The organism is Burkholderia sp. LS-044, from assembly GCF_004803625.1.
Taxonomy (GTDB): Bacteria; Pseudomonadota; Gammaproteobacteria; order Burkholderiales; family Burkholderiaceae; genus Burkholderia; species Burkholderia cepacia.
The window spans coordinates 301,094-320,435 of sequence record NZ_SSWO01000002.1 but is presented as its reverse complement, the minus strand read 5'-3'; the positions used below and the strand labels follow the sequence as shown (position 1 = coordinate 320,435).

The window sequence follows — 19,342 nt, the reverse complement described above, 5'->3', positions numbered from 1 at the left end:
AGCGCGTTGCCCCGCACGCCGCGCCAAACCGACAGGAGATATCGCACATGCACCCTTCGCCTTCCGCTCCCGTCCCCGTCCCGGACGCGCTGCCGGCCGCACGCTCGCCGGCCCCCTGGCGCCGCTGGCTGCATTCGCCGGTCACGACGCGGCTCGCGACCGGCGCGCTCGTACTGTGGGCCGCGGTCACGCTGTCGTTCGCGGCCGTGCATCTCGCACCGGGCGACATCGTCGGCATCCTGATCGGCGAGCAGCTGAGCACGCCGGAGATCGAAGCGGCGATCCGCCGGGAATGGGGACTCGACGAACCGCTGCCGCTGCAATACGTGCACTACCTGTGGCGCGTGCTGCACGGCGAGTTCGGCCGCTCGTACATCCTGAACACCGACGTCGCACCGCTCGTGCTCGGCCAGCTGTGGCCGACACTAAAGCTCACGGGCGCGGCGTTCGTCGTGACGATCGCGTTCGCGGTCGGCCTCGCCGTGCTGACGGCCGGTCGCCGCTGGGCGGGGCGCGCGGCATCCGGCGTCGAGCTGCTGCTCGCGTCGACGCCGTCGTTCTGGCTCGGCATCATGCTGCTGTTCGTGTTCAGCTTCACGCTGAAGCTGTTCCCGGTGGCCGGCGATCGCGGCTTCGCGTCGCTCGTCCTGCCCGCGCTGTCGCTCGGGCTCGCACAGGGCGCCGTGATCGGCCGCGTGCTGCGGCAAGGCATCGAGCGCGCGCTCGACGAGCCGTATGCGCTCACGGTGCGTTCGTGGGGCATCGGCGGCCTCGCGCTGCGCGTGCGCCATGCGCTGCGCCACGCGGCGCTGCCGGCCGTCACGCTCGCCGGCTGGCTCGTGGGCGGGCTGCTCAGCGGCGCCGTCATCACCGAGCAGGTGTTCGGCCGGCCGGGCCTCGGCAAGATAACCGTCGACGCGGTGCTGTCGAAGGACATGCCGGTGATCCTGGCGATCGCGATCCTGTCCGCGGCGATCTACGTCGCGCTCAGCACCGCCGTCGACCTGCTGTACCTGCTGATCGATCCGCGCCTGCGCGATCGCCGCGCACCGCGCTGAACCGGAGGCTTCGATGTCCACTCCCGTCGATCTCACATTGCGCGCCCCGGCGACATCCGCCGCGGCCGGCTGGCTGCGCCGCCATCCGGGCCTCGCGCTGGCTGCCGTCTATCTGCTGTTGAACGCGATTGCGGTCATCGCACCGGGCTGGCTCGCGCACTACGATCCGCTGGCCGCCGATCCGCTGTCCGCGCAGCTCGGCAGCAGTGCCGAGCACTGGCTCGGCACCGACCAGCTGGGCCGCGACATCTTCTCGCGCGTCGTGTACGGCGCACGCTACTCGCTGTCGATCAGCGCGGCCGCGATCGGCGTCGCGACGCTGTTCGGCACCGCGCTCGGGCTGTTTGCCGGCCTTGCGCGCGGCTGGCTCGACGAGCTGATCACGCGCGTGCTCGACGTCGTGTCCGCATTCCCCGACCTGCTGCTCGCGCTGATGCTGATCTCGTTCACCGGCCCCGGCGCGGTGAACCTCGTGTTCGCGCTCGGCGTCGCGTCGGTGCCGCGCTTCGCGCGCGTGGTGCGGGCGCAAACCTTCGTCGTCGCGGCTTCCGGCTACGTCGAGCACGCGCGCACGCTCGGCCTCGCACCGGCGGTGCTGGTCTGGCGGCACGTGCTGCCGCATGCGATCGCGCAGGTGCCGGTGCTCGCGACGATCGGGCTCGGCACCGCGATCATCGGCACGTCGGGACTGAGCTTCCTGGGCATGGGGCCGCAGCCGCCCGCCGCCGAATGGGGGCTGATGCTCGCCGAGGGCCGCAACTATCTGTACAACGCGTGGTGGATCGCGGTGTGGCCCGGCGTCGCGATCACCGCGGCCGTGATCGCCGTGAATGCGCTCGGCGGCTACTGGCAGGCGCGCTTCGAACGCAGGGAGGCAGCATGAGCACGATCGCATCCGCTGCGCCGGCAACACCGGCCCGCGCCGCACCGCTGGTTCGCATCGAGCGCCTGACGATCGGCTTTCGCGGCGCGCACGGCACGCAGCCCGTCGTCGGACCGCTCGACCTCGCCGTGCATGCCGGCGAATGCGTCGCGCTCGTCGGCGAATCGGGTTCCGGCAAGTCGGTCACAGCACGCAGCCTCGTCGGGCTGAACGGACCCAACGCGGTGATCGACGCCGAACGCTTCGAGATCGCCGGCGCCGACGCGCGCCGCCATCGCGAACGCGACTGGCGCGCGATACGCGGGCGCCGGATCGGCTACGTGCTGCAGGACGCGCTGGTGTCGCTCGATCCGCTGTGGCGCGTGCGCGACCTCGTCGCCGAGGCGCTGCGCAACACGCGCGGGCGCGATGTCGCGGCGCGCAGCGCCGACCTGCTGCGCGCGGTCGGCATCGACGATCCCGAGCGGCGGCTGCCGCAGTATCCGCACCAGTTGTCCGGCGGCTTGCGGCAGCGTGTGCTGATCGGCACCGCGATCGCGGGCGGCGCATCGCTGCTGATCGCCGACGAGCCGACCACCGCGCTCGACATGACCGTGCAGCGCCAGATCCTGTCGCTGCTGCGCGCGCGCCGCGATGCCGGCGACGCGGTGCTGCTGATCAGCCACGATCTCGCGGTCGTCGCCGAGCTCGCCGATCGCGTGCTCGTGATGCGCGCCGGCCAGGTCGTCGAACAGGGCCCGGCGCGCGACGTGCTGACCGCGCCGGCGCACCCGTACACGCGCGAATTGCTGGCAACGATTCCCACCGCCGCATCGCGCGGGTTCCGGCTCGCGACCGCCGCGCGCGTGCCGCTGCCGCCGAAGCGCATCGATACGCAGGCACCGGTACTGGCCGTCGACGCGCTGACGAAACGCTACGGCGATCGCGCCGCGCCGGCCGCGGTCGACGGCGTGTCGTTCACGCTCGCACGCGGCGAGACGCTCGGCATCGTCGGCGAATCCGGCTCCGGCAAGTCCACGGTCGCACGGATCGTGCTCGGGCTCGTCGAGCCGGACAGCGGCACCGTCGCGCTCGACGGCCAGCCGTGGAGCGGTGTGCCGGAAGCCGCACGCCGCATGCGTCGCGCCCGGCTGCGACTGATCGCGCAAGACCCGTACAGCTCGTTCGACCCGCGCTACTCGGTCGGACAGATCGTCGGCGAAAGCCTCGACGCGGCCGGTACCCGCGGCGATGCGCGTCGTCGTCGCGTGCTGCAACTGCTCGACGAGGTGCAGCTCGGCGCCGGTTGCATCGACCGCTACCCGCGCGAATTGTCCGGCGGGCAGCGGCAGCGTGTCGCGATTGCGCGCGCGTTTGCGTCGAACCCGGCGCTGCTCGTCGCGGACGAACCCGTCAGCGCGCTCGACGTGTCGATCCAGGCGCAGGTGCTGGATCTGCTTGCCGATCTGCAGGCCGAGCACGGCACCGCGATGCTGTTCATCTCGCACGATCTCGGCGTCGTGCATCACGTCGCCGACAGGATCCTCGTGATGCGCGGCGGCCGGGTGGTCGAAAGCGGCCCGGTCGAGCGCGTGTTCGGCGCGCCGTCGCACCCGTACACCGCGTCGCTGCTCGATGCGCTGCCGACGCTGGCCGGCGCGCGTGCCTCGCCGCCGCTCGTCGCGCTCGCATGACCTTTGCCCGTTCTCGCTGACCCTCCGCCATCAGACGGCTACGGCGTCGAACCGGTAGCCCCGGCTTCCACGCGATCGCCGCCACGTTCACTTCCGACGTTTTCGGCAGCCGTTCGCGCGATATGACGATAGGCCGTCGGCGCATGTCCGGACATGCGCTTGAACGCGTTACTGAATGCGCTTTCGGACGAATAGCCGAGCGATTGTGCAAGCAGGGCGACCGGAATGCGCTCGTCGCGCAAACGGCGCTCGGCAACCCGCATGCGCCACTGGCCGAGATAGGTCAGCGGCGCGACGCCGGCGCTCGCCCTGAAGTGCGCAGCGAACGTGGTTCGTGACATCGCGCACGCGGCGGCAAGCTCGTCCAGATGCCATGCGCGTGCGGGATCGCCGTGCATCAGTCGCAGTGCGGGTGCGATGCGTGGGTTGCTCAACGCGCGCAACCATCCCGCCAGGGGCGCGGACGTGTTCAGATGGGCGCGCAGTATCTGAATGAAAAGCAGTTGCGAAAGCTGGGCCGAGACGAGCTGCGCGCCGGGCAGATCGGCCGCCCGCTCTTCCACGAGTTGCTCGAGAAGCCAGCGCACCTTCACGGCCTGCGGCGATGCGGCCGGTACGTGAATCCAGGGCGGCAGTACGTCCGACAGCAAGTTGCCGGTTACCGGATCGAGCAGGACGTGTCCACCGATGTGGGCGAAGTCATCGCCGTCACCCAGTTTCACCGCCGACTTGCCCGCGCCCGAGAACAACGTCATCGCATCGACAGGTGGAACGCCAGGGTCGCTCGCGAGAACGAAGGACCGTTTTGCCGTCAGCAGACCGACATCCCCGCTTGCGAAGCGGATCGGCGTTTCCTCTCCGTCGATGGAGACCCAGCACGTGCCCTTCACCACCGCGAAGAATTTGATCTTGTCGGGTGCCGGAAAGCGAATGGCCCAAGCGCCGCCGGCCGAGAAGCCTCCCGTTGCCAGCGATTCGGCGTTCGCGAGTCTCAGGATGTCGGAGAAGGGGTCGTCACTCATCATCGTACTGTCGCGCAAGTAAATCGCACTATAAAGCATTAACACGCGGCAGACCGGCCCTTAACCTTCCGGTTCTTCGTCCCTGACATTCAACGACATGAACAGCACATCCAGCCTCGAATCGGTTCTCGTAACGGGCGGCACCGGCTTCATTGCACAACACTGCATCCTGGCGCTGCTGCATCGCGGCTATCAGGTACGAACCACCGTCCGCTCGCTCACGCGCGAGACGCAGGTGCGCGCCCAGCTCGAAAGAGGCGGCGCAGAACCCGGAGATCGCCTGTCATTCGTCGAGGCGGATCTCCTCGCCGACGACGGCTGGCAACAGGCAACCGCCGGCTGCGCCTACGTCGTGCATGGCGCGTCGCCCACGCCCACCGGCACGCAGACGAGTGAAGACGATTGGGTCAAGCCCGCCGTGGCAGGCACGCTGCGCGTGCTGCGTGCGGCGCGGGACGCGGGTGCAAAGCGCGTCGTGCTGACCTCCGCTTTCGGTGCGATCTGCGCCGGACACGGGCCAATGAGCCGCCCCTTCGACGAGACCGACTGGAGCAACCTGACGGCCGCCGATGTCTGGCCTTATCAGAAGTCGAAGACGTTGTCGGAACGCGCGGCATGGGACTTCATCGCGCGAGAAGGACGCGGCATGCAACTGTCCGCGATCAACCCGGTGACGGTTGTCGGGCCCGTGCTCGGCGACGACTATTCGCACTCCATCCGCCTGATCAGGGGCATGCTGAACGGCCAGCCCGGCAATCCGCGCATCAATTCCGGCTTCGTCGACGTGCGCGACGTCGCCGACCTGCATGTGCGGGCGATGACCCACGACGCCGCGAACGGAGAGCGCTTCATTGCCATTGCCGGCGAAAGCATGTGGCTCGCCGAAGTCGCGCAGGTGCTCAAGGCGCGCATGGGGGATGCCGCGCGCCATGTGTCCACCCGGGTGCTGCCCGACTGGCTGGTGCGCATCGGCGCACTCAGGGATCCTGCGCTGCGAGGATCGCTGCCGTTGCTCGGCCGCAACCTGAACGCCACCAGCCAGAAGGCCATCAGCTTGCTCGGCTGGTCGCCCCGCCCTCGCGAGGACGCCATTGTCGCCACGGCCGAAAGCCTCGTGCGCCTCGGGCTGCTGCGCGATGCCGGCCAGCTATAACGACAGCGGATTTCATCGCCCTTCGTCGAATGACTACTCAGTCTTGCGACGAGCGCATCGATACGTCGCCGATCTGCACTCCTCTCAACCCTTCTCGCAACGCCGTCACATTGGCCACACCGTTCAGTTGCTCGAACTCCCGTTGCGCTTCCTGCCAGAGCGGGGAGGCTCTTTCGTGCAGGCGCCGTCCCTCCTCGGTGAGTTCGACGAGGCGGCTGCGGCCGTCGGTGGGCGACGGCTTGATCGTGACGAAGCCGTCGCGCTCCAGGAAGCCAACCATCTTCCCCATCGCCGTTCGTTCGATATCGAGCCGTTCGGCAAGGGCGTTGACCGGCGTACTTCCCACTTCGCGCAGGGCGGCCAGCGTGAGGAATTGCGTGATGCGCAAGCCCGAGGGTTCGAGATGACTATCGTAGAGTCGGGTGATCTGCCTGCTCGCCTTCCTTACGGTGAAGCAGTTGCATTGATCGATGCCAAGCGGCTGGTTGACGGGCAACATCGGGTGCACTCCTGATTTCGGTTCCTTGCGCGAACGCTACGCACGCGTCGCGCAAAGGTATGGTCGTATCCATCGATGATAGCCGGGAGCGACAACGCTGGCACACGATCCGCGCACCTCGTGTCTCGCCGCCGAATCCGGCTCGTGTCGACCGCGGTGTTCAAAGCCCGGCCGGCGGCGTGATGTAGCCGGGTATCTCGTCCGCAAGCGTGCTCTTCAGCACCGCGGTCCCCTCGTCGGCCATGACCTCGCTCTTGCCGGCGACGAGCGCGTCGTAGGTCCGTCGTACGACGTCACCGGGACTGGCCTTGGGCACGTCGATGCCGTTGGTCAGATCGGTATCCACGAACCCGACGTGCAAGCCGAGAACCTGGATGCCGCGCTCGCGCAGGTGAAAGCGAAGCTGGTTCGTGTAGCTCCAGGCGGCGGCTTTCGACGCGGCATACGGCGCGAGATTCGGCCGCGGGAGCCACACGATGTCGGAAAGCACGTTGATGATCGCGGCATGCGGCTGGGCCGCGAGGATCTGTTCGAAGGCCTGCGTGACGCGCACCACGCCGTAGTAGTTGGTATCGAACAAGCGGGCGGACTGCGCTTGCACGTCGGCCGCCAAAGGCCCGTCGATCAGCGCGGCAATGCCCGCGTTGTTGATCAGCAGGGTCGTGTCGGCCGCCCGTTTCGCGGCCTCGGCGATCGACGCCGGATCCGTGACATCGATCCTGACCGGCACGATGCCCGGCTCGTCGAAACCGCTCGTGTTGCGCATACCGGCGTACACTTTCGCCGCCCCGCGCCGCAGCGCCTCGCGTGCAAAAGCGAGGCCCAGGCCGCGATTGGCACCGGTGATGAAGACGGTGGCGTTCTTGATATCCATGACAAGCTCCTGTTTCAAAAGCCGCGTGCCGGGGGCGTGTCGACGTCCGCCACGAGCACGCGGGTGCCTGGCTCAAAGAAAGACGTGTTCCGGCAACTGCTTCGAAAGCGACTCCCGCAGACGGGTCGCGAGCGTCAGTACGGCGCCAAGCGGGCTCATTCGCACGCTGACTCGCGGCACCGAGCCGTCGGCATTACGATCGACGACCACGACCGCGCTCAGCGTCTCGCCGCTCGTCAGTACGGCCTCGTATTCGAGAAAGAGCCGTGAGCCGACGGCCTGAACAAACGTGGGCGTCTGCGAGACGTAAAAAGTCCCGACGGCGTCGACGGCGAGCCGGATTTCGTCGCGTCCGGTCACGGGCGTGCGCAACACCGAGCTGACCAGTTCGGCATCGGCCGTCAGATCATCGAGAAACGGGTGACGATCAGGCTGGATGGGTGACATGTTCAAACCCCTCGATTCGTTTCAGGGACGTGTTCACACGAATGCGGCCCGATATTTCTCGACGAACTGCTGGACCGACAGCGGCGGCGTTCCGGTGATCTTCTCGACGGCGTCGTTGGTGCCCGAGAAGATGCCGTCTCGGTAGTTCTGCGCGACTTCGACCAGATGCTGCGTGAGGAACGGCGGAAACTTGTAAAGGGTCTCCATCTTGATTCGGAATTCCTCGATGGAAGTCGGCGCGTATTCGATCCGGGCGCCGAGAACCTCGCTCATCGCCTCTGCGATCTCGACGTGGTTCATCTCGACGGGGCCGTGCAACGTGTAGGTCTTGCCCTCGTGGCCTTCGGGTTTGGCGAGGAGGTGGGCGATCACGCGTCCCTGGTCGTCGCTGGCGATGGGCGCGTGACGGCCGTTGCCAAACGGAAATTCGATCTTCTTCGTGGCCCATATCTCCCGCGCAAAATGCGGATAGACGAGCCAGTCGGCAAAGAAGGTCGGGCGCAAATGCGTCGTCGCGACGCCCGACCAATCGAAGACCTGCTCGGAGACCCAGTGATCCTGTGCCGCGTGGCTCAGCGACGCCCGACGCGCGGAAATCTGCGACATGTTGACGATCGCCGTGACCCCCGCTTCCTTTGCCGCCTGTGCGAAATAGGCTGCGGCCCCGATGATCCCCGGCGCGATCGGATGAAGGAAATACGCCGATCGGATGCCTTCCATCGCTGCCCGAATGTCGTCGATGCCGGTGAAGTCGCCGATCGCGACATCGACGCCGCGCTGCCTCAGGGCGGCCGCCCGATCGTCATCGGTGCGCACGTAGGCACGCACGCGTTTGTGCATCTTGAGCAGTTCGTCGATCGCCATACCTCCGGTGCGTCCGGTTGCACCGCTCACAAGAATCTCAGGCTCGTTCATCGTTTCGCTCCGTTCGAAAGTGAGAGCATATGCTCCCTTGAGACGAAGAATAGGAGCATGTGCTCTCAACGTCAAGTTTTTTTGGTTGGCGCCCCGGATAACATCACGCCGGGTTCGGCAGGCGGCATTGGTGGCGAGCATCGAGGCGGAGAGCGTTTCGTCTGAACTCAGCGCTTCGACCGGCCATGCGTTGTACGCCCGTGAAATAGTCGCGATAAGCAAAGCGGGAATCGTTGTTTGCCGCGCCGTGCCCGGTTGCCGAAAATCATCGTTTCCCCGCGCGGCTCCCGCGTGCTACACGCGCTCGACCATGACCGATTCCCGTTTTCCTCCCCGAGCACCGCGCTCCGGCCGGCGCGCGGCGCTGCGCCAGCTCGCCGGCGGCTGGGCGGCCGCGATGCTGCCCACCGGCGGCGCGCTCGCGAGCCAGCCGCTCGACGTGCCTCCGTGGACACGCGCGCCCGGTGCGCCGCTGCTGTCGCCACCGTACGGCGCGCCGGGGCAGCACGAGCGCGACGTGATCCGTCGCAGCGCCCGCACGCCCGCGCTGCCCGGCTCCGGCTCGTCGATGACGCCGCTCGCCGACCTGTTCGGCGACATCACGCCGAACGGGCTCGTCTACGAGCGTCATCACGCGGGCGTGCCGGATATCGATGCGCAGCGCCATCGCGTCGTCGTGCACGGCCTCGTGCGCGAGCCGCGCGTCTTCACGATCGACGACCTGCTGCGTTTTCCGTCCGAATCGCGGATCCACTTCCTCGAATGCTCGGGCAACACGGGCAGCGAATGGAACGGCCCGAGCGGGCTGCCCGTTCAGTTCACGCACGGGTTGCTGTCGTGCTGCGAATGGACCGGCGTCCGGCTGTCGACGCTGCTCGATGAAACGGGCGTCGATGCCGACGCACGCTGGCTGCTCGCCGAAGGCGCGGACGGCGCGGCGATGACGCGCAGCCTGCCGCTCGACCGGATCCTCGAGCGCGCGCTGGTCGTCTATGCGCAGAACGGCGAACGGCTGCGCCCGGAGAACGGCTACCCGGTGCGGCTGATCGTGCCGGGTTTCGAAGGCAATACGAACATCAAGTGGCTGCGACGGCTGAAACTGGTGCGCGCGCCGGAGATGACGCGCGAGGAAACGTCGAAATATACGAATCTGCTGCCCGACGGCTGCGCGCGCCAGTTCGTGTTCGAGATGGACGCGAAGTCGGTCATCACGCGGCCATCGGCCGGGCACCGGCTCGCCGCGCACGGCTATTACCCGATCAGCGGCTACGCGTGGTCGGGCCGTGGCCGAATTCGCGCCGTCGACGTGTCGACCGACGGCGGTCGCACGTGGCGGCCGGCACGGCTCGCCGGCGACGTACGCGACCGCGCATTGACGCGCTTCGAGGCCGACTGGATATGGCGCGGCGAGCCGGCCGACCTGCAAAGCCGCGCGACCGACGAGACCGGCTACGTGCAACCGACCCGCGACGCGCTCGTCGCCGCGCGCGGCCTGAACTCGCAGTATCACTACAACGGCATTCAGAACTGGCGCGTCGGCACGGACGGCGAGGTGCGCAATGCGTAAGGTGCTCGTTTGCCTGCTGGCGGGCTGCGCGATAACGTCGGGCGCGTTCGGCGCCGGCTTCGGCCTCGGACAGCCAGTCGATCGCGCGGCGCTCGCCGCGTGGGACATCGACGTCGCCCCGGACGGCACCGGCCTGCCACCCGGCGCGGGCACGGTCGCACGCGGCGGCCACGTGTTCGCCGACAAATGCGCGATGTGTCACGGCGCCGGCGGCGAAGGCGGTGTCGGCGATCCGCTCGTCGGCGGCATCGGCTCGCTCGCGAGCGCGAAGCCCAAAAAGACGGTCGGCAGCTACTGGCCGTACGCGACGACGCTGTTCGACTACATTCGCCGTGCGATGCCGTACAACGCGCCGCAATCGCTGAGCGCTGACGACGTCTATGCGGTCACTGCGTACGTCCTCCACCTGAACGGCATCGTGCCCGGCGACGCCCGGCTCGACGCGCGCACGCTGCCGCGCGTGAAGATGCCGAACCGCGACGGCTTCGTGCCCGACCCGAGGCCGGGCAAGCTGTGACCCGTCTCGCTCCGCTTGCCGCCGCATCAAGCAGTGCACCCGCGCGCGTCGCGCCATGCGTCGCGCGAATCGATCGCATCACGGGCAGTCATTCGGCAGGCCCCTGTTCCGGTGGATCGGGGCACGTCGCGGCAGCGCGCGACGCGGTATCCGCTACGCGGCGTATGTGACGCGCCGTCCGCAAGGATTGGAACCCACCCGCCCCGCGTGAAAAGCCGATTTCAGCTTACGTCACGCATGCGCCGGGACTGATCGCGTCCCGACGCGTCAGTGCTGAATGCCCCAGCGCCGCACGGTCGCGCGTTCGAGCGTATCGAACACGAGGTTCTCGACCAGCAGCCCGATCACGATGACGGCCGCGAGGCCCGCGAACACGCGATCCGTGTACAGCTCGTTGCGGTTCTGGAAGATGTACCAGCCGAGCCCGCCCTGCCCCGCGCTCGCGCCGAACACGAGCTCGGCCGCGATCAGCGTGCGCCACGCGAATGCCCAGCCGACGCGCAGCCCCGACAGGATCGACGGCAGCGCGGCAGGCACGAGGATCAGCGCGATCTGGCGCAGGCCGGTGAGCCCGTAGTTGCGTCCGGCCATTTTCAGCGTGACGGGTACGCCGGCGAAGCCGGTATACATGCTCAGCGCGAGCGGCCACAGCACCGCATGCACGAGCACGAACAGCAGGCTTCCGGTGCCGAGCCCGAACCACAGCAGCGCGATCGGCAACAACGCAATGGACGGCAGCGGATTGAACATCGACGTGAGCATCGTCAGCAGATCGCGGCCGATGCGCGTCGATACCGCGAGCGACGTCAGCGCGAACGCCAGCAGCACGCCCAGCGCATAGCCGCGGAGCAGAACCGACATCGAGATGCCCGTCTTGACGAGCAGTTCGCCCGACTCGATGCCCTGCACGAACGCAGCCAGCGTCGCGCCGAAGGTCGGGACGAGCAGATCGTTCGCGACGATGCGCGCGACGATCTCCCAGACGGCGATCAGCACGAGCGCGATGACGCTGCGGCGAAACCACGCTGCGCCGGCGATGCGGCGCAGCAGCGGCGCGGGCGCAGCGCGTTCGGCGTCGGGCAGCGCGTCGAGCGTGCGCGTGTATTCGTCGCGCACGGGCGGCCGCGGCGGCAGGGCCGGATCGATCGTACTCATGATGCGGCGTCCTCGGTCGTCGGTACGTGCGGTGCGTCGGTGTCGAACAGCAGGCGGTGAATCCGGGCGACGTTGTCGCGGAAGTCGCCGGTATCGACGTTGTCGAGCGAATGCTCGTGGCTGTTGAGCTCCGCGCGCACGCGGCCCGGATGCGGCGACAGCAGCAGAATCCGGTTGCCGACCACGAGCGCCTCCTCGATCGAGTGCGTGACGAACAGCAGCGTGAAGCGGAACTCGTCCCACAGCCGCAGCAGTTCCTCCTGCATCTTGCGGCGCGTGAGCGCATCGAGCGCCGCGAACGGCTCGTCCATCAGCAGCACGCGCGGCTGCATCGCCAGCGCCCTCGCAATCGCGACGCGCTGCTTCATGCCGCCCGACAGCGTATGCGGATAGGCATCGGCAAACGCGCCGAGGCCGACCTTGTCGAGATAGTGCAGCGCGCGCTCGCGTGCTTCGGCGCGCGACAGCTTCGCGGCGACGCGCAACGGAAACGCGACGTTCTCGGCGACCGTCTTCCACGGCGGCAACTGATCGAACTCCTGGAACACGACGATGCGGTCGGGCCCCGGCCCGCTTACGGGCCGGCCGTCGAGCGCGATCGAACCCGAGACGGGCTCGATGAAGCCGGCGATCGCCTTCAGCAACGTCGACTTCCCGCACCCCGACGGGCCGAGCAGCACGAAGCGATCGCTGCCGTACACGTCGAAGCTCACCTGATGCGTCGCGCGAACGATCCGCGCGCCGCTGCGGTATTCGAGGCTGACCTGGTCGATCGCCAGCAGGCGTTCGCTGTGCGTGCCGGCCCGCGCGGCGTTCGCGGCCGGGCGACCGTCGGCACGCGTATCGGGCACGGCAGACGTGGCCGGCGACGCGCCGCCACGTGCCGCATACGGCGGCAACCAGGTTCGGGGAGAAGTGGCGTTCACGATCGAATCTCTTGCGGGAAAAGCATCAACATACGGCCGGGCACCGTGTGGACCAACCATCGATTGCGCATATCGAAACCGCGCCGACGCATAAGCGTCGATCGCGGCGTCACAGCGTCGGCGCCGTTCAACTGCCGCCGGCCGTCGCCGGATCGTCGAAGAAATAATCGCGCCACGACTTCGGTTCGTTGCGGATCGCGCCGGTGCGATGCATGAACTGCGCGAGCGGCAGCGTATTCTGCGGCGCGGTCTTGAACTGCACCTGCGGATTGCGCAGGATCTTCAGCAGCAGCGCGCGATCGATCTTCGAACCGTTCACGCGAATATAGGTGTCGGCCGCGCGTTCCGGATCGGCCGCGATCTGCCGTGCGGCGTCGGCCAGTGCGGCGACGAACGCACGGTAGGTCTTCGGGTTGTCGTCGCGGAATTTCTCGGTCGCGTACAGCACCGTCGCGGAACTCGGGCCGCCGAGCACGTCATACGAATTCAGCACGATGTGCGCGTTCGGGTTGCCGGCGAGTTCCTGCTCCTGGAACGGCGGATTGCCGAAGTGACCGGTAATCACGTTGCTGTTCGCGAGAATCGCGGCCGTCGCGTCCGGATGCGGAATCGCCTGCGTCAGCGCGTCGAGCTTGTCGAACTGCTTGTCGCCCCACTGCTTCGCGGCCGCGTACTGCAGCACGCGCGACTGCACCGACACGCCGACCGCCGGCACCGCAATGCGGTCCTTCGCGCTCAGGTCGGCGATCGTCTTCACGTTGGGGTTGCTGCTCACGAGGTAGTACGGAAAATTGCCGAGCGACGCGACACCCTTCACGTTCTGCCGGCCGCGCGTGCGATCCCACACGGTCAAGAGCGGACCGACGCCCGCGCCCGCGACGTCGACCGCGCCGGACAGCAGCGCGTCGTTTACGGCCGCGCCGCCCGACAGCCGCACCCAGTCGACCTTGATGTCGAGGCCAGCCTTGCGCCCTTCCTTCTCGATCAGTTGCTGGTCGCGCGCGACGTTCAGCATCAGATAGACGACGCCGAACTGCTCGGCGATGCGGATGCGGCCTTCCGCGTGTGCGGCTTGCGGGATGACCGCACCCGCGAAGGCGAGCGCGGCGGTGAGCGTGGCCGCCAGCGCGCGACGCGCCGGCAAGAACGAAAACGACATCGGAACTCCGGTCAGGAAGGGGCAGGAATGAATGACGCGGCGCGCGGCTCAGAAAGGCGCATCGCCCTCGATCGTCGTGCGGTACAGCTTGCGGCGCAGGTGGTCGGGCGTGCCGGCGGCGAGATGCATCAGCGAACGGTTGTCCCAGAACACGAGGTCGTGGTCGCGCCATGCGTGCCGATACAGGTGCTCGGCGCGCACGCTGTGCGTGAACAGTTCGTCGAGCAGCGCGCGGCTTTCGTCGTCGGGCAAGCCGATGATGCGCGTCGTGAAATGCTCGCTGACGAACAGTGCCTTTCGGCCGGTTTCAGGATGGGTGCGCACGACCGGATGAACGACCGCCTCGACCTGCGCGATCTGCTCGGGCGACAGGTTGGGCCGCCACCGGCTGCGCGCCTGCAGTTCCGCATAACGCGCGAGATACGTATGCTCGGCGCGCCGCCCTTCGACTGCGCGGCGCAGGTGCGCGGGCAGCGTGTCCCACGCGAGATGCATGTTCGCGAACAGCGTATCGCCGCCTTCCGCCGGCAGTTCCTGCGCGTGCAGCAGCGAGCCGAGGCTCGGTTTTTCCTTGTACGACAGGTCGGAGTGCCAGAAATGGCCGGCATCGCCGAGCCCGACCGGTTTGCCGTTCTCGACGATGTTCGACACGATCAGCACTTCCGGGTGGCCGGCCAGCGCGAACTGGTGCAGCACGTGAATCTGCAGCGGGCCGAAGCGGCGGCTGAACGCGATGTGCTCGTCCGGCGTGATGCGCTGGTCGCGAAACACCAGCACGTGGTGATCGAGATGCGCGCGATGGATGCGCGCGAAGTCGCCGGCGTCGAGCGGTTGCGACAGGTCGAGGCCGATCACTTCGGCGCCGAGCGGCGCGTCGAACGGCACGATGTCGAAATGCTGCGCCGCGCCGTCCGGCCGCAAGGCAGGATGTCCAGCGGATAGCGTCGCGGCGTCGCGGATGGCGGTAGTCGTCACGGCATGGCCCTGATTCGGTCAAAACGCGAATCTACGAGGGCGTACCGGCGTGCGTCAACGAAGCGATTCGGATACGTTTATCTGCTGCGGTGATAAAGATCGCTGCTCGCGCATACGACGCCGGCGAGCAATACCGTGTGCAGTTGCGCGCCGAAATCGCGCACGTATTCCATCGCGGACTTGTTGCGGCGCACGAGGAAGCGTCAGCTGGCGCCGTCCGCCACGTGCGCACACCGAGCCCGCTCGATACATGCGCACAGCGCTTCGGCGATAGCGTCGATCGGTGCGCCGGGCCCGAACGTCGCCGCGACACCCTTCATCTTCAGGTGTCGCGCATCCGCCACGGGAAAGATTCCGCCCAACACCACCTGAATCGCGGCGTCATACGACGCCAGTGCGTGGAGTAGCCCCTCGACCAGTTCGAGGTGGGCACCCGACAACGACGAAATGCCCACGATGTCGGCGCCATACGCCTGCGCGGCTGCCGCCACACATGCCGGCTGCTGAAACAGCGGCAGGCGCAGGACGTCGAATCCGGCGTCCTCGAGCGCAGCTGCGACGACGGCCGCACCGCGGTCGTGCCCGTCCTGGCCGAGCTTGGCGATCATGATGCGCGGCCTGCGTCCCACGCGTTGCGCCAGCCGGTCGACGCAGCCCTTCGCCGCCCGCCATGCAGCGTCGTCTCGCCGATGTTCGCCGTAGACGCCCTCGCCGTCCGCTTCCACCGCCACGACATGCCGCGGCCATACCGATTCCAGCGCGCGCGTACACTCCCCGACGGTCGCACGTGCCCGCATGCAGTCGATCGCCAGTGCCAGCAGGTTTCCGGTGCCGTCGCGCGCGGCATCGGCCAGCCGCTGCAACGCCGTCGCAACCCGCGCCGGATCGCGCGCGGCCTTGACGGCTGCGATTCGCCGCGCCTGCCCGGCACGCACATGACGGCCGTCGATCTCGCACACCATGAATTCGCCAGTCGTTTCGTCCGCGACGAAACGGTTCACGCCAACCACGGTCCGGCGCCCCGAATCGACCTGCGCCTGCGTCGCGGCCGCGGCGCGCAGCAAGCGCCGCTTGACCCAGCCGGACTCGATCGCGGCGATCACGCCGCCCTGCGCGTCGATGGCGGCCAGCTCGGCGCGCACGCGTGTCGCGATGTCGTCCGTCAGCGACTCCATCATGTACGAGCCGGCCCACGGATCGACCGTGTCGCACAGTCCCGTTTCATGCTGCAGAATCAGCTGCGTATTGCGCGCGAGGCGCGCCGCCGCCGCGGAAGGCAGCGCAAGCGCTTCATCGTACGCATTCGTGTGCAGCGACTGCGTGCCGCCGAACGCCGCGGCCATCGCCTGCGCCGTCACGCGAACGATGTTGTTTTCCGGCTCCTGTGCCGTCAACGACCAGCCCGACGTCTGGCAATGCATGCGCAGTGCGCACGCCCGGGGCGAACGCGCGCCGCACGCGTGTGCGATCTCCGCCCACAGCAGGCGCGCCGCGCGCAGCTTGGCGATTTCCGTATAGAAATCGCTGCCGACGCCGAAGAAAAAGCTCAAACGGGAGCAGGCTTCATCGGCAGGCATGCCGCGTGCGGCCAGCGTGTCGACGTACGCGCGCGCGTTCGACAGCGTCAGCGCGAGCTCGAGCACGGCATCGGCGCCGGCTTCCTGGAAGTGATATCCCGACACCGACAGCGCATTGAAGCGCGGTGCATGCCGCGCGAGCCACAACGCGACGTCGGCGACGATCCGCATCGACGGCTCCGGCTCGAAGATCCACGTATTGCGGACCATGTACTCCTTCAGGATGTCGTTCTGAATCGTCCCGCCGATCCGCTCGGGCGGCACGCCCTGCTCCTCGGCGGCCACGACGAACGCCGCCATGATCGGCAGGACCGCGCCATTCATCGTCATCGACACGGTCGTGGCGTCGAGCGCAATGCCGTCGAACAGCCGCACCATGTCCTCGACCGTATCGATCGCGACGCCGGCCAAGCCGACGTCGGCCCGCGCCTCGGCGCAGTCCGAGTCGTAGCCCCGCTGCGTTGCCAGGTCGAATGCCACGGATAACCCCTGCGCGCCCTGCTCGAGTGCCGTGCGAAACGCGAGATTGGAATCCGCGGCGTCGGCATGCCCCGTGTATTGCCGGATCGTCCACGGGCGATCGGTATACATCGACGCGTACGGCCCGCGCACATAGGGCCACGCGCCGGGCATGCCGTCGAGATGCGCGACGGCGTCGAGATCGCTGCGCGTGTAGAGTTTCCGCAGCGGCACCGCGCGCGCGCCTCGATCGTTCCGCGCGACGTTCTCCACGCCGGTGCCCGGCTCCATGCATGCCGCTTCGTTCATGCCCGACTCCAGCGCTTTTGCGTGATCACATCGGCAATCTTCGTCCCGTCGCCGTCGCGCACGATTTCGCTCCAGTGCAACAGGCCATCCGCATCGGATCGAGCACGCGCGAAACGCACGGTCAACGAATCGCCGATGTCGAGATTTCCATGAAAGTACAGTTGACGCGCCGCCAGCACGGGGGCTTGCTCGAAGCAGTAATGCTGCCATTCCGCGCGGTCGACGAATGCCTGGAAGCTCGCGAAGTAAAGCAGGTCCGCGCCATTGAAATCCATGTTCGGGCACGGCAGAAACGAGACGCTTGCGCCGTCGCCCTCCGCGAGGCCGGCGAGCGCCGGCACGATCGACGCATCCCGCACGCGCAACTTCTTCGCACGTTCCGCCATCGCCAGCGCATCGGCCGGAACCGGTCCGGTGCGGCCGTCGATGCCGGTCATGCGCGCCTTCGCCACTGAGCGGTTGCTGCCGGCGTGTTCGCGCGTCACGAACGTCGACATCATCCGCACGATACCGGCTTCGTCGTCGCCGTGCCGGATCCGCTGCTCGCTGAAATGGCGAATCGGGCCGACCCTGCGAAGCGCGACATGAAGCGCGAACGTGTCGTTCTCGCGAATCGCGTGACGACGGTTCATGTCGACGTGCACCGCAACGAACGACGCATAGGCACGCCGCCCCTCGTCGTCGAAGAACTCGGGGACGTCGCGACCGCCGTGCGCGGCCAGCGCGTCCCAGTGACGCTGCCCGCACTCCTTGAGCAGCCAGTTCTCCGCGAGCCCCGTGTGCGCGAGTTGCGGCATGCCGGCCCGATAGCGATGGATGGCGGTATGCATCGGCGTCAGGCGGCCAGGCTTTCGGCCGAGCGCCGTGCGGCCGTCGTCCCGGCCTGGATCTGTTCGACGATATGGGCGGCATCGCGCGCCACCCCGGAGAATCGCCCGGAACCCCACGTATATAGCCAGGGCAGCCCGACGAAGTAGAGCCCCGGAACCGGCGTCACGCCGCGCCGGTGCGCGGGATAACCGCGGCCGTTGAATACCGGCGCATCCAGCCAGCTGAAATCCGGAGTGAAGCCGATGCACCAGACGACCGATGCGATGCCGCTGGCCGCGAGATCGAGCGCCGTGCGCTCGCCGGCCGGACGCCACACGGGCTCGTAGCGCGTCGCCGGCGGCGCCGCGATCCCGTTCTTCTCGATATGGGCATCGATGCCGGCATTGATCCGGTTGTACGTATCGTCGGCGCTGTCGAGCTGCGCCGACAGATCCGCGGAGAAGCGCAACTGCCCGTCCGCGAAATCCTCCAGCCGGCCGTACAGTTCCATCCCTTCGGCCGCAAAGCGGCGCAGATCGATATCGCGCCCGCCATCGCGGCCGGTCACATAGTGGTTGGTATTGTCGCGCACGCCTTCGCGCAGCGGATGCGCATCGACCGGCATGTCGTAGTACTGCATGTCGGCCAGCCAGTCGACGACGTCCCTGCCCCGGTAGAAACGCGCACAGCGCGGTGCATCGCCCACCGCGAGGAACACCTTTCTCCCGGCGAGGTGGAGGTCTTCCGCAATCTGCGCGCCCGACTGCCCCGATCCGACCACGAGAACCGGCCCGTCCGGCAATGCGGCCGGATTCCGGTATTCCGACGACTGGATCTGCACGATCGTTGCCGGCAACCGCTCGGCCATCCGCGGCACGATCGGCCGATGGTAGCCGCCCGATGCAACGACGACCTGATCCGCCGTGTACGCGCCGCGCGACGTCGCGATGCGATAGCGCCCGTCCGCGTCGCGCGTCACACGCTCGACGGCGGTATGTTCCAGCACCGGTGCATCGACGCTGCGGATGAATCCGTCGAGATACTCGACGATCTCGTCCTTCGTCATGAAGCCGTGCGGGTCGGCACCGCGATACGGATAACCCGGCAGCGCACACTGCCAGTTCGGCGTCACGAGACAGAACGCGTCCCAGCGCTGCTTGCGCCACGTGTGCGTCACGGTCTCCTTTTCGAATACGAGATGATCGATACCTGCCTGCTTCAGGTAGTAGCTGATCGACAACCCCGCCTGCCCGCCACCGATGACGGCTACGCGCAGATGGGAATCGGAATCCGGGAGGCTGGATGAAACAACGGGTTCGCTTGACATGATGCAGTCCTGAATGTGTGTTGAAGAAGACAGTGGA

Annotated in this window: 18 protein-coding genes; 6 read left to right on the top strand and 12 right to left on the bottom strand. The window is 67.7% G+C overall.

What is annotated here, in order from left to right; genetic code table 11:
- The first annotated feature begins 47 nt into the window (after window positions 1-47).
- From E9536_RS06585 to E9536_RS06575, 3 genes are read left to right on the top strand one after another with little or no spacing between them, the layout of a single operon-like run.
- Window positions 48-1,058: an ABC transporter permease gene (locus tag E9536_RS06585; RefSeq protein WP_136469527.1), complete on the top strand. Its 1,011-nt coding sequence runs from the start codon at window positions 48-50 to the stop codon at window positions 1,056-1,058.
- Between the two features lie 13 nt (window positions 1,059-1,071).
- Window positions 1,072-1,941 carry an ABC transporter permease gene (locus tag E9536_RS06580; RefSeq protein WP_081072584.1) on the top strand — a complete coding sequence of 290 codons (870 nt, stop codon included), beginning with the start codon at window positions 1,072-1,074 and terminating at the stop codon, window positions 1,939-1,941.
- Window positions 1,938-3,614: an ABC transporter ATP-binding protein gene (locus tag E9536_RS06575; RefSeq protein WP_136469526.1), complete on the top strand. Its 1,677-nt coding sequence runs from the start codon at window positions 1,938-1,940 to the stop codon at window positions 3,612-3,614. Before E9536_RS06580 ends, E9536_RS06575 begins: the two co-directional genes overlap by 4 nt.
- Before the next feature lie 38 nt (window positions 3,615-3,652).
- Here the strand turns inward: E9536_RS06575 and E9536_RS06570 are convergent, their stop codons facing one another.
- A complete protein-coding gene (locus tag E9536_RS06570; RefSeq protein WP_136469525.1) occupies window positions 3,653-4,675 on the bottom strand; it encodes an AraC family transcriptional regulator in 1,023 nt (340 codons plus the stop codon).
- Window positions 4,676-4,733: 58 nt separating this feature from the next.
- On the opposite strand from E9536_RS06570, the gene E9536_RS06565 reads away from it, so the two are divergent.
- Complete coding sequence (locus E9536_RS06565; protein ID WP_136469524.1) at window positions 4,734-5,789, top strand: aldehyde reductase; 1,056 nt, start codon at window positions 4,734-4,736, stop codon at window positions 5,787-5,789.
- 37 nt (window positions 5,790-5,826) lie between these two features.
- On the opposite strand, the gene E9536_RS06560 is transcribed toward E9536_RS06565, so the two are convergent.
- The 4 genes from E9536_RS06560 to E9536_RS06545 form a co-directional block, all read right to left on the bottom strand.
- Window positions 5,827-6,288, bottom strand: a complete 462-nt coding sequence (locus E9536_RS06560) for a MarR family transcriptional regulator (protein WP_060085489.1) — start codon at window positions 6,286-6,288, stop codon at window positions 5,827-5,829.
- A gap of 160 nt (window positions 6,289-6,448) precedes the next feature.
- Window positions 6,449-7,162 carry an SDR family oxidoreductase gene (locus tag E9536_RS06555; protein ID WP_136469523.1) on the bottom strand — a complete coding sequence of 238 codons (714 nt, stop codon included), beginning with the start codon at window positions 7,160-7,162 and terminating at the stop codon, window positions 6,449-6,451.
- Window positions 7,163-7,234: 72 nt separating this feature from the next.
- Complete coding sequence (locus E9536_RS06550; RefSeq protein WP_124917543.1) at window positions 7,235-7,609, bottom strand: hypothetical protein; 375 nt, start codon at window positions 7,607-7,609, stop codon at window positions 7,235-7,237.
- Between the two features lie 33 nt (window positions 7,610-7,642).
- Window positions 7,643-8,524 carry an NmrA family NAD(P)-binding protein gene (locus tag E9536_RS06545; protein WP_060319583.1) on the bottom strand — a complete coding sequence of 294 codons (882 nt, stop codon included), beginning with the start codon at window positions 8,522-8,524 and terminating at the stop codon, window positions 7,643-7,645.
- A 310-nt stretch (window positions 8,525-8,834) separates the two neighbouring features.
- Here E9536_RS06545 and soxC point away from each other — a divergent pair, with 310 nt between their 5' ends.
- Window positions 8,835-10,091 (top strand): sulfite dehydrogenase, encoded by a 1,257-nt coding sequence (soxC, locus tag E9536_RS06540; RefSeq protein ID WP_060125751.1) that lies wholly within the window; start codon window positions 8,835-8,837, stop codon window positions 10,089-10,091.
- Window positions 10,084-10,608, top strand: coding sequence for a cytochrome c (locus E9536_RS06535; RefSeq protein WP_059697503.1), 525 nt, complete (start codon window positions 10,084-10,086; stop codon window positions 10,606-10,608). Before soxC ends, E9536_RS06535 begins: the two co-directional genes overlap by 8 nt.
- A 267-nt stretch (window positions 10,609-10,875) precedes the next feature.
- Here E9536_RS06535 and E9536_RS06530 read toward each other — a convergent pair whose 3' ends face one another.
- The 7 genes from E9536_RS06530 to E9536_RS06500 form a co-directional block, all read right to left on the bottom strand.
- A complete protein-coding gene (locus E9536_RS06530; protein ID WP_027789310.1) occupies window positions 10,876-11,763 on the bottom strand; it encodes an ABC transporter permease in 888 nt (295 codons plus the stop codon).
- Window positions 11,760-12,749, bottom strand: a complete 990-nt coding sequence (locus E9536_RS06525; RefSeq protein ID WP_136469522.1) for an ABC transporter ATP-binding protein — start codon at window positions 12,747-12,749, stop codon at window positions 11,760-11,762. The genes E9536_RS06530 and E9536_RS06525 overlap by 4 nt, the downstream gene beginning before the upstream one ends.
- 67 nt (window positions 12,750-12,816) lie before the next feature.
- Window positions 12,817-13,848, bottom strand: coding sequence for an ABC transporter substrate-binding protein (locus E9536_RS06520; protein WP_059575161.1), 1,032 nt, complete (start codon window positions 13,846-13,848; stop codon window positions 12,817-12,819).
- A gap of 48 nt (window positions 13,849-13,896) precedes the next feature.
- Complete coding sequence (locus E9536_RS06515; protein ID WP_136469521.1) at window positions 13,897-14,823, bottom strand: TauD/TfdA family dioxygenase; 927 nt, start codon at window positions 14,821-14,823, stop codon at window positions 13,897-13,899.
- 203 nt (window positions 14,824-15,026) lie between these two features.
- On the bottom strand, window positions 15,027-17,168 hold the full coding sequence (gene scpA, locus E9536_RS06510) for a methylmalonyl-CoA mutase (RefSeq protein WP_136469520.1): 2,142 nt from the start codon (window positions 17,166-17,168) through the stop codon (window positions 15,027-15,029).
- On the bottom strand, window positions 17,165-17,998 hold the full coding sequence (locus E9536_RS06505) for a Pnap_2097 family protein (protein ID WP_136469519.1): 834 nt from the start codon (window positions 17,996-17,998) through the stop codon (window positions 17,165-17,167). The genes scpA and E9536_RS06505 overlap by 4 nt, the downstream gene beginning before the upstream one ends.
- 5 nt (window positions 17,999-18,003) lie before the next feature.
- The gene (locus E9536_RS06500) at window positions 18,004-19,305 is read right to left on the bottom strand and encodes an MSMEG_0569 family flavin-dependent oxidoreductase (protein WP_060195338.1); all 1,302 of its coding nucleotides are present in this window, start codon (window positions 19,303-19,305) and stop codon (window positions 18,004-18,006) included.
- Window positions 19,306-19,342 lie beyond the last annotated feature (37 nt).